Annotated in this window: 10 protein-coding genes; 8 read left to right on the plus strand and 2 right to left on the minus strand. The window is 68.3% G+C overall.

The window, feature by feature from the left end; translation table 11 throughout:
- Positions 1 to 70: 70 nt before the first annotated feature.
- Both ACZ5BU_RS15025 and ACZ5BU_RS15030 read right to left on the minus strand, forming a co-directional pair.
- Positions 71 to 727, minus strand: a complete 657-nt coding sequence (locus tag ACZ5BU_RS15025; RefSeq protein WP_465699151.1) for a hypothetical protein — start codon at positions 725 to 727, stop codon at positions 71 to 73.
- The gene (locus ACZ5BU_RS15030; RefSeq protein ID WP_465699153.1) at positions 724 to 1,080 is read right to left on the minus strand and encodes a hypothetical protein; all 357 of its coding nucleotides are present in this window, start codon (positions 1,078 to 1,080) and stop codon (positions 724 to 726) included. Before ACZ5BU_RS15030 ends, ACZ5BU_RS15025 begins: the two co-directional genes overlap by 4 nt.
- A 166-nt stretch (positions 1,081 to 1,246) precedes the next feature.
- Between ACZ5BU_RS15030 and ACZ5BU_RS15035 the strand changes: the two genes are divergently transcribed.
- From ACZ5BU_RS15035 to ACZ5BU_RS15070, 8 genes are all read left to right on the plus strand, one after another.
- A complete protein-coding gene (locus ACZ5BU_RS15035; RefSeq protein ID WP_465699154.1) occupies positions 1,247 to 2,569 on the plus strand; it encodes a UDP-glucose dehydrogenase family protein in 1,323 nt (440 codons plus the stop codon).
- Complete coding sequence (locus ACZ5BU_RS15040) at positions 2,566 to 3,798, plus strand: glycosyltransferase family 4 protein (protein ID WP_465699156.1); 1,233 nt, start codon at positions 2,566 to 2,568, stop codon at positions 3,796 to 3,798. The genes ACZ5BU_RS15035 and ACZ5BU_RS15040 overlap by 4 nt, the downstream gene beginning before the upstream one ends.
- Before the next feature lies 1 nt (position 3,799).
- Entirely contained in the window at positions 3,800 to 5,719 is a 1,920-nt protein-coding gene (gene asnB / locus ACZ5BU_RS15045) for an asparagine synthase (glutamine-hydrolyzing) (protein WP_465699158.1), read from the plus strand.
- 9 nt (positions 5,720 to 5,728) lie between these two features.
- Entirely contained in the window at positions 5,729 to 7,879 is a 2,151-nt protein-coding gene (locus ACZ5BU_RS15050) for a bi-domain-containing oxidoreductase (RefSeq protein WP_465699160.1), read from the plus strand.
- A complete protein-coding gene (locus ACZ5BU_RS15055) occupies positions 7,876 to 9,795 on the plus strand; it encodes a heparinase II/III family protein (RefSeq protein ID WP_465699162.1) in 1,920 nt (639 codons plus the stop codon). The genes ACZ5BU_RS15050 and ACZ5BU_RS15055 overlap by 4 nt, the downstream gene beginning before the upstream one ends.
- 79 nt (positions 9,796 to 9,874) lie before the next feature.
- Entirely contained in the window at positions 9,875 to 11,095 is a 1,221-nt protein-coding gene (locus ACZ5BU_RS15060) for a Wzz/FepE/Etk N-terminal domain-containing protein (protein WP_465699164.1), read from the plus strand.
- Entirely contained in the window at positions 11,092 to 12,726 is a 1,635-nt protein-coding gene (locus tag ACZ5BU_RS15065; RefSeq protein WP_465699165.1) for a hypothetical protein, read from the plus strand. Before ACZ5BU_RS15060 ends, ACZ5BU_RS15065 begins: the two co-directional genes overlap by 4 nt.
- Positions 12,723 to 13,970 (plus strand): hypothetical protein, encoded by a 1,248-nt coding sequence (locus ACZ5BU_RS15070; protein WP_465699167.1) that lies wholly within the window; start codon positions 12,723 to 12,725, stop codon positions 13,968 to 13,970. The genes ACZ5BU_RS15065 and ACZ5BU_RS15070 overlap by 4 nt, the downstream gene beginning before the upstream one ends.
- The last annotated feature ends 24 nt before the right edge of the window (positions 13,971 to 13,994 follow it).

Genomic DNA, 13,994 nt, shown 5'->3' on the forward strand with positions numbered 1-13,994 from the left:
CCCCAACCCTCAGTCACCCACCGCTGACTGGCCGCGCCCGCGAATCCACCCTCGACCGAGACCGACTCGGTCAGCGTTCCTTCGACTTTGAGGTGCCGGTGCTGGGCGGTCGGTGGGGGTTCGCCTGTGGCGCGGCCGCCGGCTTCGGGGCGGTGCCGGCGGGAGGACTGTCGCGGAGAATCGCCGCCTGCCGCAGCAGGTCCCCGGGCACGGGAATCCGGTGCGGTGTGGTCTGCACGCCCTGCCGCTGCGGTCCGATCTCCGGGCGCCCTCCCCCGGTCAGCCCTTGCAGGTCCCGATCCGGTAGGCCGCGCTGCCGGCCCAGACGCTCGCCCGTGATTGCCGCCGGGTCGGCCGACCGGTGCGCGAACGCAACCACCTGCCGGTACGGCTTGGCGTCGGGGTCCGCGACCACCCGGCCCCCCTCGATCTTGGGCAGCGGATCGAACTCGCGATAGGTCAGCCGGTGCGACGGACCCATCGGCCGCTCGTCGAACACCGGCACCTTCAGCTCGGCGCAGTCTCTCAGGTCGTGCGACCGCGGACCGTAACCCAACTGCTTGCCTTGGTAGTTCGCCTCTTGCCCCTGCTGCAGGGCCTTCAGCCCGTTGATTACCGCCACGTACTCTTTGCCGGCGTCGCTGCTGGGATCGCGCTTGTACTCCGCGCTCAACTCGTTGATCTGTTGCCTGAGATCCTCATGGATCATCAGGTGATAGGTGGTCACCACTTCTCGGGATCAGCAGGCGGCTCGTACGGCGGGACGTCCAGGTCCCAGCCACCCTCGCGGGCCGCGTCCTCGAACGACACCCAGTCCTCCGGGCGGGCGTTTGCCAGGCGCTCGCGGGTGATGGCCTCCATCTTGCGGTCGGACTCGGCGTCTTCCTTCAGGCGCTCGTACTCGGCCCACTGCTCGAAAGTGATCACCACACCTTCGGGCCGGGGTTCGTCGCCGAAGAACACCGGCTCGGTCTCGCCGGTGCGGAACAGTTGCAGGATTCTGCCCAGGCTGCGGCCGACCGTGGCGGTGTCGATGATGTGCAGGGTGTCACCGTTCGGCAGCTTGAACTGGGCTTCCATGGTTACTCCGATGTCGGGAGGGCCGGACACGTTCCGTGTCCAGGATAGTTTCCGCGGGGAATTTCTCGGGGGAGATTTCCACAGGGGTGTATCAGCGTGGTGCGGTGGTTGCTCTCATGGGCGCTGGGGGTGTGGGGACGTCGGAACCGAGCCTGTGGGGGGCGTTATGAAAGTTGCCGTGTTCGGCTTGGGGTACGTGGGGTCGGTGACGGCGGCTTGTCTGGCTGCTGCCGGGCACGAGGTGTGGGGGGTGGATGTCGACACCGCCAAGGTGGAGCCGATCGTCGAGGGGCACAGTCCGGTGGTCGAACCGGGGCTGGACGAGCTCGTCGCGGCCGGGGCCACCTCCGGGCGGCTGCGGGCGACCACCGATCCGCGGCTGGCGCTCGAGCGGGCCGATGTCTCGCTGATCTGTGTCGGTACGCCGTCGACGCAGGCGGGCAGTACGGACCTCACCTACATCAAGCGCGCGGTACGGGACATCGCCGAGGCGGCGCAGGTCGTCGTACGGCCGGCGTCCGGGTTCCACAGCATCGTCGTGCGCAGCACGGTCCCACCGGGCACGGTGGACGAAGTCGTCGCCAAGGTGCTGGCCGAGGTACCGCCGCCGGAGGGACTCACCTTCGGTACGGCGATGTGCCCGGAGTTCCTGCGCGAGGGATCGGGGCTCGCGGACTTCTACGAGCCGCCGTTCGTCGTGGTCGGCACCCGCAACCCGAAAGTCGGTACCGCTCTGACCGACTTGTTCTCGTTCCTCGGCAAGGATGTGCAGCTTGTCGACGTCCGGACGGCCGAGGCGCTGAAGTACGCGTGCAACGCGTTCCACGCCACCAAGGTGTCGTTCGCGAACGAGATGGGCCGGATCTTCCGGCACTTCGCCGTGGACTCGCGCGAGGTGATGAAGATCTTCGTACAAGACACCAGCCTGAACATCTCGCCGTACTACCTCAAGCCCGGCTTCGCGTTCGGCGGCTCCTGCCTGCCGAAGGATCTCCGCAGCGTCCTGCACCTGGCCCGGATCAACGACACCGAACTCCCGCTGCTGTCCGGCGCGCTGGCCACCAACGAACGCAGTGTCCGCGACGTCGTCGACCGCGTGATCGCCGGCCCCGGCCGCGAGATCGCACTGCTCGGGCTGAGCTTCAAGCACGCCACCGACGACCTGCGCGAGAGCCCGAACGTCGAACTCGCCGAAAGGCTGATCGGCAAGGGCTACAACCTGCGCATCTACGACGCGATCGTCAACCCCACCCGGCTGGTCGGCGCCAACCTGCGCCACGTCCAGTCGAAGCTCCCGCACCTGCAGCGGGTACTGACCGACAACCCGCACACGGCCCTCGCCGGCGCCGACGTGGCGATCGTGTCGGCCACCGACAAGGCTGCGATCGGCGCGCTGCTGGAGACACCTCCGCCGCGGACCATCGACCTCAGCGGCCGGCTCGGCGCCGAGGTCGAGGAGCTGCCCGGGTACGAAGGAGTGGGCTGGTGACCGGTCCCCGGGTGCTGATCATCATCCAGAACCTCTGGGTGCCGTTCGACCGCCGCGTCTGGCTCGAGTGCCAGGCGCTGGTCGCGGCCGGGTACGACGTGACCGTCGTCTGCCCGAAGGGTCCGGGCGATCCGTCGTACGAGGTGATCGACGGCGTCACCGTGCACAAGTACAAGGCGTACGCGCCGGGCGGCAGCAAGGTCGGCTTCGTCTGGGAGTACGCGTACTCGTTCCTGATGACGCTGCGGCTGGTGTTCCGGGCCCGCAAGGCCGGCAAGTTCCGCGTGCTGCAGGCGTGCAACCCGCCGGACATCTTCTGGCCGATCGCGATGCTGCTGCGCCGGATCGACCATACGCGCTTCGTGTTCGACCACCACGATCTGTGCCCGGAGCTGTTCCAGTCCCGGTTCGGCGGTACGACGAGCCTGCCGTACAAGGGGCTGCGGTTCCTCGAACGGACGACGCACCGCCAGGCCGACCACGTGATCTCGACGAACGACTCGTACCGCCGGATCGCGATCACCCGCAGCGGCAAGGCGAACCACGACGTGACCGTGGTCCGCACCGGGCCGGACCCGGACAAACTGCTCCGCAGCGCACCGGACGAGGCCCTGCGCCGCGGTCACCGCTACCTGGTCACGTACATCGGCGTGATGGGTCCGCAGGACGGCGTCGACATCGTCGTCCGGGCCGCTGATCATATTGTCAACAATCTGCACCGGACCGACATCGCGTTCACGTTGATGGGCGGCGGCGACTCGTTCGACGACGTGGTCGCATTGCGGGACGAGCTGGGCCTCGGCGAGTACGTCGAGTTCACCGGCCGGGTGCCGGACGAGACCGTGCGCGCGGTGATGTCGACCGCGGACGCCGGCCTGTCCCCCGACCCGAAGAACCCGCTCAACGACGTGTCGACGATGAACAAGACCATGGAGTACATGGCGTTCGAGCTGCCGGTCGTGGCCTTCGACCTGGTGGAGACGAAGGTGTCCGCCGCCGACGCCGCGGTGTACGTCGAGCCGAACGACGTGGCGAAGTACGGCGACGCGATCGTCGAGCTGCTCGACGACGAGGTCCGCCGCCGCCGGATGGCGAAGCTCGGCCGCGAACGCGTCGAGCGGGTGCTGGCGTGGACGCACCAGCAGAAGGCGTACCTGCAGGTGTACGACGCGTTGACCGGTCACGTCAGCCACGTCGGCGACGTCACCGGCATGAAGACGGGATCCTGACGTGTGCGGCATCGCGGGCTGCTACCAGCAGCGCGACGGCTTCGCGCTGGCGGAGCTGATGAGCAACCGGATCGCGCATCGCGGTCCGGACGCGGACCGGCTGTACGCGTTCGACGAAGGTGACGTCCGGGCGTTCCTGGCGCATCGCCGGTTGTCGATCATCGACCTGTCGTCGGCCGCCGACCAGCCGTTCAGCAAGCAGGGTTTGACCATCTGCTACAACGGCGAGCTCTACAACTACAAGGAGCTGCGGGCCGAGCTGTCGAAGTCCGGCGTGCATTTCCGGACCGCGAGCGACACCGAGGTCGTACTGGAGGCCTGGCGGCGCTGGGGTCCGGACGCGCTCAAGCGGTTCCGCGGCATGTTCGCGTTCGCGATGCTCGACGAGGAGAGCGGCAGCCTGTACCTGGCCCGCGACCCGCTCGGCATCAAGCCGCTGTACTTCCTGCGCCGCGAGGGCGGCGTGATCTTCGCGTCCGAGCTGAAGGCGCTGGTCTCCGCGGTCGGCTCCGAGCTGCGCACCGAGCCCGGCGCGCTGATCGCGTCGATGCTCTACTACTGGCTGCCCGAGCAGCGCTGCGCGATCGACGGCGTCGAGAAGCTCCCGCCGGGTTCGTGGGCGGAGTTCCGGCCCGACGGCGGCAGCCGGCACGAGACGTACTGGCGGGTGACCGACGTCGCCACCGAGGCCGCGGCCGGTCCGCCTGCCGACCTGCGCACGATCATCGAGGAGTCGGTCGCCGCGCACCTGGTCGCCGACGTCCCGGTCTCCACGTTCCTCAGCGGCGGGCTGGATTCCAGCCTGGTGACCGTGCTGGCCAAGCGCATGGATCCGGGTGTCGACTCGTACACGATCACGTTCCGGGCGCAGGACCAGAAGCTCGAAGCGATGCCCGACGACGCGATCTACGCGCGCAAGGTGGCGCAGCAGTTCGGCATCGACCTGCACGAGATCGAGATCGCCCCGGACGTCGTCGAGCTGCTTCCGCGGATTGTTGACATTCTGGACGAGCCGATCGGCGACCCGGCCGCGATCAACACGCTGCTGATGTGCGACACCGCCCGCGATGCCGGCGTGAAGGTACTGCTGTCCGGGATGGGCGCGGACGAGTTGTTCGGCGGCTACCGCAAGCACCTTGCGTGCGTGATGGGAGCGCAGTACCAGCGGCTTCCCGGCGTACTCCGGAACGGTGTGATCGGGCCCGCCGTACGACGGCTCCCCGTGACTGTGAACGGCCGCGGCCTGCGGTACGCGCGGTGGGCCAAGCGATTCGAGACGTTCGCGAACCTGTCCGAGGAGACGGCGTTCCGGCGCAGCTACACGATGTACGACGGGGACCAGCTGGCCGGGCTGTTGAGCCCGGACCTGGAGCCGTACGTCGGGAAGCTGCTGTCCGAGCACGCGGACATCTACCACGACACCACGCTCGACGACCACGTCAACCGGATGTGCCTGGCGGACTCGCGGATGTTCCTCCCGGGATTGAACCTCACGTACACCGACCGCGCGAGCATGGCCGCGTCGACCGAGGTACGGACGCCGTTCGTGGACCCGGTCGTGGCGCGCGCGGCGTTCTCGATCCCTGGCAGCGAGAAGATCCACCGCCGGGTCAGCAAGCTCGCGCTGAAGAAGGCGGCCGAGGCGTGGTTGCCGAAGGAGATCATCTACCGGCCGAAGGCGTCGTTCAGCGCGCCGCTGCGAGCCTGGGTACGCAACGACCTGCGCGAGCTGGTCGACGACGTACTGCTGCGCGGTGAGCTGGTCGGGAGCGGGTTCCTGCGGCAGGGCGCCGTACAGAAGCTGGTCGACGACGAGCGGGCCGGGCGCGAGGACTACTCCAAGCAGATCTGGCAGTTGCTGACCCTCGAGACCTGGACCAGGCACATGCGGGACCTCGGTGTCACCATCACCTCTGGATGAAGGACGGCTATGAAGCAGGTTGCCCAGAACTACAAGTCCGGCGAGCTGGCGGTGCTCGACGTACCGCCGCCGGGCTGTGCGCCGGGTGGGGTGCTGGTGCGTTCGCTGTACTCGCTGATCTCCACCGGCACCGAGCTGATGAAGGTCGGCGAGGCGAAGCTGTCGCTGGTCGGCAAGGCGAAGGCGCGGCCGGACCAGGTCCGCAAGGTGCTCGACACCGTTGCGCAGCAGGGCGTCATGAGCACCTACAAGAAGGTGATGAACAAGCTCGACTCGTACACGCCGCTCGGGTACTCACTGTGTGGCGTGGTGGTCGAGGTCGGGGCCGGTGCCGAGGAGTTCAGCGTCGGCCAGATGGTCGCCGCGGCGGGGAACGAGTTCGCGCTGCACGCGGAGTACAACTGGGTGCCGGTGAACCTGTGCGTGCCGGTACCGGACGGAGTGCCGGCTGAGCAGGCCGCGTTCTCGACCGTCGGCGCGATCGCTATGCAGGGTGTACGGCAGGCCGAGGTACAGCTGGGCGACACCGCCGTCGTGATCGGGCTCGGGCTGGTCGGGCAACTCGTCGTACGACTGCTGGTCGCGGCCGGGGTGCGGGTGTTCGGGATCGACACAGTCGAGGACCGCTGCCGGATGGCGGAGAAGGCGGGCGCACTGGCCTGTGCTTCGCCGGATCAGATCGACGTACTCGAGCGGTCGTTGCTGCAGGCATCCAATGGGCTGGGCGCGGATCGCATTCTGCTGGCTGCCGGCGGGCATTCGAACGGACCGGTCGAGACGGCCGCCCGGCTGGCCCGGGATCGCGCGCGCGTCGTCGACATCGGCAAGACGAAGCTCGACCTGCCGTGGAACGCGTACTACGACAAGGAACTGGACGTCCGGTTCTCGCGGTCGTACGGTCCGGGACGGTACGACGACCGCTACGAACTGCAGGGCATCGACTACCCGGCCGGCTACGTCCGCTGGACCGAACGCCGCAACCTGGAATGCTTCGTCGACCTGATCGCCCGCGAACAGATCGACGTCGGCTCCCTGATCGCCAACACCTTCCCCATCGCCGACGCCACGGATGTTTACCAGAAGCTGAGCACAGGCGCGTATCCAGGCGTCGGCTTCCTCTTCGAATACCCGAAGGAAGAAACAGGCGAGCTCGACCAGCGACCGGTCGTAGGAGTCAGTCGTCGACAAGAGGCTGTTCCTACGGACGTTGTGCGGGTGGGGTTTGTTGGGGCGGGCAACTATGCGTCCAGCATGCTGTTGCCGCATCTGCAGAAGGATGAGCGTGCGGTGCTCGGGCGGGTTGCCACGAACAAGTCTTTGTCCGCGGCGAATGCTCAGCGGAGGTTCGGGTTCGAGGCGGTGTCGACCAACGCCGACGAGGTGCTGGGCGACGCGAGCCTCGACGCGTTGTTCGTGGTGACGCGACACAGTTCGCATGCCGAGCTGGCATGTCGCGCGTTGGAGACCGGGAAGGCCGTCTTCGTCGAGAAGCCGTTGGCGTTGACGGACGACGAGCTCGACCGGATCGTCGCCACGGTGGATGCCACCGGCAACGACCGGCTGATGGTCGGCTTCAACCGCCGGTTCGCGCCGCTGCTCACCGACCTCAAGGAACGCTTCGGCACCCCCGGCGGCAACAGCTCGGTCCGGTACCTCGTGAACGCCGGCAAGCTCGACTCCACCAGCTGGTACCTCGACGCCGGCAAGGAAGGTACCCGGTTCGCCGGCGAAGGCGGTCACTTCATCGACACGCTCACCTGGTGGCTGAACAGCCTCCCGACCGAGGTGTACGCCGTACCCGGCCCGGACACCGGCGACGTCCTCGTCACGCTCCGGTTCGCGAACGGCTCGGTCGGCACGATCGCGTACGTCGGCGGCGGCAACGCGCGCTTCCCGAAGGAGACGATCGACATCACCGGCGGCGGCCGCAACGCCCGGTTCGACAACTTCCAGAGCGCGTCCGTCTGGACCGGACGCAAACCGGCCACCCGCAAGGCCCGCAGCACCGACAAGGGCCAGCGCACCGAGCTCGAGCACTTCGTCGCCGCCGTCAAGTCCGGCGGCCCGATGCCGATCCCGTTCGAGCAACTGGTCGCCACCACCCGCGCCACCATCGCGGTTGACCGCAGCCTGGCTTCAGGCAAGCCGGAGAACGTGTGACCCGCCAGCCCTTGGGCTGGTACGTCCGCCGCCTGCGCCGGATGTCCCCCACAGAACTCATCCAGCGCACCAGCGATACCGGACGGCGTACTGCCTGGGCCTACCAGCAGGTCAGGCCCGGGCAGGACGCGAAGCTGAATCTTCCGCTCCGGAAGGAACGCACGTTCAGTACGACGCTAGACCCGCACACGGCCTGCGCCGTACCGGAGGACGCTCGCAAAGCTGTCATCAGGCAGGCCGAGGCAATCCTGGACGGCCACCTGGAAGTACTAGGTGCCGACCGTACCGATCTGAAGTCGCCGGACTGGTTCCGCGACCCGATCACGGGCCGTCGCTCGGACCCGGCGCAGTACGTCTTCAAGCTGAACCACCGCAACGAGCAGGCTGTCGGGAACATCAAGCAGGTGTGGGAGCTGTCCCGCCACCACCACCTGACTCAGCTGGCCGCCGCGTGGTTCCTGACGCACGACGACCGGTACGCCGAACGTGTTGCCGACCACCTCAACGACTGGTGGCGCTCCAACCCGTTCTTGTCCGGTGTGCACTGGGCGAGCGGTATCGAGGTCGGTCTGCGGCTGATCAGCTGGACGTGGATCCGCCGCCTGCTGAACGACTGGCCCGACGTCACCAGCCTGTTCGAGCACAACGAACTGGCGCTGCAGCAGCTCTACTGGCACCAGCGCTACCTGGCCGCGTTCCAGAGCCACGGCTCGTCCGCGAACAACCATGTGATCGCAGAAGCAGCGGGCCAGCTCGTAGGAGCCTCTGCGTTCCCCTGGTTCAACAAGAGCGACCGCTGGCGCGCTAACGCCGCAGCCCTGCTGGAGAAGGAACTGGACGCCAACACGTTCCCCTCCGGCGTGAACCGCGAGCTGGCCACGGACTACCACCGCTTCGTCTCAGAGCTCGGCCTGTACGCCGCACTGGAAGCGGACAACGCCGGCCACCCGCTCAGCCAGGACACGTGGTCCCTACTGACCCGCACGGTCGACGTAGCAGCAGCAATCGTCGACAGCCGTTTACGCCCACCACGACAAGGGGACGACGACGAGGGCATGGTCTTGGTACTGGACCCACCGGACGCGAGCACCTGGTCGGCGTACCTCTCTCTAGGCGCTGCTGTAGTCGGCAAGACGCCCTGGTGGCCTGACAGCCCCCGTACGGCGACGTCTGTCATCGTCGGCTCCCTGGTGAACGGCCGGCAACCGGACCGTCCTGCCGAACGACCAGGCCACTTCAGAGACGCCGGTCTGACGATTCTTCGCAGCAAGAACGTCTGGTGCCGGGCAGACGCAGGCCCGCACGGCTTCCTGTCGATCGCAGCCCACGCACACTCCGACGCACTCTCGCTAGAGGTACGCGTCGACGGCGTGGACGTGCTGGCCGACCCAGGCACGTACTGCTACCACGGCGAAGCGGAGTGGCGGAACTACTTCCGCTCCACGATCGCCCACAACACCGTGGAAGTAGCCCGTACCGAACAGTCCACCTGGGGCGGCCCGTTCCTCTGGCTCCGCGGCGCAACCGGCAAGGTTCTTCGCCATTCCCCGACGACCTGGGAAGCCGAACACGACGGCTACGCGCCCGTGACCCACCGACGTACGGCCGTACTCGAGGACGGCGTCCTCCGCGTGGAGGACCACCTGGACGCGACGGCCGACGTACGGATCGCGTGGCACCTGGGTCCCGAGGTAGAGGTCGACCTGGCGACAGGCCGCCTGGAGTGGCCGACCGGCTCAGCGAGCGTCGAGTTGCCCACGGACCTGACCTGGACGACGTACCACGGCAGCAACGATCCGTTGCTGGGCTGGTACTCCCCGCGATTCGGCCACAAGGTCCCCGCCACCACCCTGGTCGGCACCGGGGTGGTCGCCTCCGGGACGCCCGCGGTGAGCACGTTCCGATTCCGGTCATGACCGGACTTTCGGCTGTATCAGCCCGCCGTCATCGCCCTCTATTAGACGACCTGAATGTGACGTTCGACTGGAGGGGACTGTGAGCGCACAGCAGCTCGACGTCAAGAAGTCCTTGCGGGCGATCCGCAGACACCGCCTGATTGTCGCCGCCGCGGCACTGGTCGGCCTGCTCGGCGGGATCGCGTACGGACTCATTGTGCCGGCCATGCACACCGCGACCTCGCTCGTCGTACTGCCGCCGACGCCGGCCACGAACTCGACCTCGGACAAGGCCGCGGATGCGCAGAGCATCGAGACCCAGGTCTACATCGCGGAGAGCGAACCCGTGCTCAACAGCGCCGGCCAGAACCTGACGCCGCCGTTGTCGGCCATGAAGGTCCGCCAGCGGGTGAAGGTCACCGCTGTCACCGAGTACGTCCTCAAGATCGAGGCGAAGGGGACGACGGCGCAGCAGTCGATGCGACTGGCGAACGCGGTCGCCGAGGTCTATCTGGTCTTCGTCACCACCGACCAGAAGCTGCCCGGCGACCTGGGTAAGAAGACGGGGGCGCGGGTGCTGGAACAAGCGACAACCGCACAGGGCGGCAATCTGGCCGTCCATCTCGGGATCTTCGGTCTGCTCGGCGCGCTGGCAGGTGCCGCGGCCGGCTCGATCGGTGTCCTGGCCCGGGTCCGCGGCGATCGCCGGCTGCGCCTGCGGGACGAGATCGCCGACGCGGTCGCCCTGCCCGTACTGGCCTCGGTCGCGTCGTACCGGGCCACCGACGTGTCCGACTGGACGTATCTGCTCGACCAGTACTCGCCGACCGCGGTCGAGGCGTGGAGCCTGCGCAAGACGCTGCACCACCTCGGACTGGACGTCCGGGACGGCACACCGGTCTCGCTGACCGTGCTGTCGTTCACCGGCGACGACAGGGCGTTGCCGCTCGGGGCGCAACTGGCGGCGCTCGCCACCTCGATCGGCATCCCCACCTCGATCGTGATCGACACGCACCAGGAGCCGCCCGGTACGAGCGCACTGACGATTCACCTGGTCGTGGTCGACCGGGACGCGCCGCACCTGGCCGGCACCGAGCGCACCACGAACACGATCGTCGCGCTGTCGTCCGGCGTCGTGACGGCCGAGGAGCTGGCCCGGCTGGCCGTCGCCGCCGCGGCCGACGACCGCAACATCGACGGCGTGGTCGTCACCGATCCCGACCCGGCGGACCGCACCATCGGCCGGGTCTCGCAGTCCACGCGCCGCTCCAACTCGCGCCTGCCCACCCTCCTCACCGGTACGGCGAGGAGGACCAAATGAGCAACCAGCCCTACACCGAGCCGGTTTCCAAGGACCCGGCCTGGGCCGATGACGACGGCCTGTTCGACAGCGAGCGCTCGGCGTCGTTCCCGCCGGACTCACTCGTCACGTTCCGGTTCGTCCGCGACGCGATCCGCCGGCACCTGCGGATCTGGCTGGTCGTCGCGATCATCGGTCTGCTCGGTGGCCTGGCGTCGACCGTCGTCCTGCCCGCGCAGAGCTCGTCGATGACCCGGCTGCTGATCTCCCATCGCGACGGCGAGGACCCGCTGACCGCGATGGCGACGGACGTGAGCCTGGCGACCACCCGTACGGTCGCCCAGCGGGTGATCGACCTGCTCCAGCTGCCCGGCACCCAGGACGACCTGCTCAAGCGGTACACCGTCGTCGCCCCGACCGACCGGGTGCTCGAGATCACCGCCAAGGCCAAGACCAGCGACGATTCCACCAGGCTGGCGACGACCATCGCGCAGGTGTTCCTCGTGTTCCGCAGGGAGCAGGTCAACCTGCAGACTGCGCCGCTGAGCCGCGACCTGACCTCGGCGCAGAACAACCTGACGCTTGCCGAGCAGGCGGTCAGCGCGACCGGCGACGACCCCCTGGCCGATCCGCTGAAGAATCCGAACACCCCGGAGGGCGTCCGGCTGGTCGCCGCGCGCGAGCGGTTCTCGTACGTTCGCCAGCAACTGCTCGACCAGCAGGTCCAGAACGCGACGATGAACAGCAGCCGCATCCTCGACGTGGCCGCACCGGTGCACGTCTCGGCGAAGAAGACGATCGTGATCAGCGCCGCCACCGGCCTCATCGCGGGGCTCTTCCTCGGCCTCGGTTTCGTCGTCGTCCGGGCCCTGATCTCCGACCGGCTGTGGAAGCGGCAGGACATCGCCCATGCCCTGGGTGCCCGGGTCCGGCTGAGCACGGACCGGCCGCCGGGATGGCAGCTGCTCCCCTTCCCGCGCTTCTTCCGCGATGCGCAGCGCCGCAGTCCGGAGAACCAGCTCATCGTCCAGCATCTCGACCAGCGCATCTTCTGGGGCGATCGGCCGACGCCGGCGATCACCGTCGTCAGCATCGACGACGTCCGGACCTGTGCCCTGGCGGTGGCGTCGCTGGCGGTCTCGCTGGCCGAGGAGGGCAAGCACGTTCTGGTCGCCGACCTGACTGGCGGCAGCCTGGCGCGGATGCTGGGCGTCAAGGAAACCGGCACACACGAGTCGAAGTTCAGCGAATCGGGACGGCGCCTCGACGTACATCTCGCCGACCCGGCCGCCGGCCCGGCCGAAGGTGCCTACATCCGGATCGGCGACAGCGGCCGCCCGGCCGGCCGGGTGGACGTCGCGCTCGACGCGGCCTGGGAGGCCGCCGACATCGTGCTCAGCCTGGCCACCCTGACTCCGGCCGTCGGTGCGGATCACCTGGCCACCTGGGCGTCGCACGCCGCTGTCTTCGTGACCGCGGGAGAGTCGACCACCAGCAAGGTCCAGGCGACCGGCGAGATGCTGCGGCTGGCCGGGCTCGAGATCGACACCGCCGTGGTCCTCCACCCGGACCGCACCGACGAGAGCGTCGGCGTCGCCGAAGCCGAGTCCGGCCGGGCTCGGTCGGTCGACGTCGAGATGTTCGGCCGATGACCACGGCCGTCCCCCGGGTCGGCAGCCAGCTGACCTCGCGGCTCGGTACCCGGCCGACCAGGCGGGTGGTCGCGCCCGAGGTCAGACGGCGCCGCCGCGTCCAGCTGACCTGGACCCTGCTGGTGCTGAACGTGATGACGTTCTTCCCGGGCGCCCCGCATCTGCTGCCGATCCCGGGATCGGTCGGGAAGCTGATCGCCCAGGGGGCCCTGGTCGGCGCACTGACGATGGTGTTGACGGTGAACCGGCCGCTCCGGATCCGGCCGAGTGTCTACATCGCCCTGCTGCTGACGCTGGCGGTGGAAGGACTTATGGCCAGCGTCCGGGCGGAGTTCCTGTTAGGTGCCTTGTTCCGCGCGGGCCGGCTCTGCGGATTCGCTCTCGTACTGTGGCTGCTCACGCCGTGGTGGACCCGCCGCGACCTGCTGCTGGTACGTACACATCTGATGGTGTTGTGGGGCATCGTCGCGTCGGTCGTCGTCGGGTTGTTCGTCGCGCCTGGGCTGGCGATGACCGAGGGCCGGCTCGGCGGAGCCCTCTGGCCCATTCCACCGACCCAGGTCGGGCACTACTCCGCGGTGGCGATCGGTCTCACGGTCGTGCTGTGGATGGCCGGCCTGCTCAAGCGTTGGGTGGCCATCACGAGCGTGCTGGTGTCCGTCCCGGTTCTGCTGCTCACCCACACCCGGACCGCCCTGGTCGCGATGCTGGCCGGCGTGATGATCGCCGGGCTCAGCCTGTTCACCGCACGCTCGCGGGTACGTAAGACGTTCGCGATCGGTGTCCTCGTCTTCACCCTCGGCGCGCTCACCCTCGGCTCGGTGGTGGCGACCTGGCTGGCCCGCGGCCAGGACACCCAGCAACTGGGTGCGCTGACCGGACGGAAGCAGGTCTGGGACGCGATCCTCGCCCAGCCGCGCACGACCTTCGAGACCTTGTTCGGGTTCGGCCTGTCCAACAAGTCGTTCAACGGCCTGCCGATCGACAGCAACTGGCTCGGCACCTACTACGACGTCGGGCTCGTCGGCGTCGCGCTGACGGTCGTACTGGTGCTGTTCGTGCTGACCGCCGCGTGGTTCGTGCCGCAAGGCCCGCATCGGGCCCTCGCCCTGTTCCTGGTCGCCTACTGCCTGGTCGCCTCGTTCACCGAGAGCGGACTGAGCGAGGCGTCACCGTACCTGCTCGAGCTCACGCTGGCCGCGTCGCTCGTCTATCAAGCATCCACCCGTGAGGGTCCGAGATGAAGATCGGCGAGTCCTAGCGACACG

It is taken from the genome of Kribbella sp. NPDC031520 (assembly GCF_055580825.1).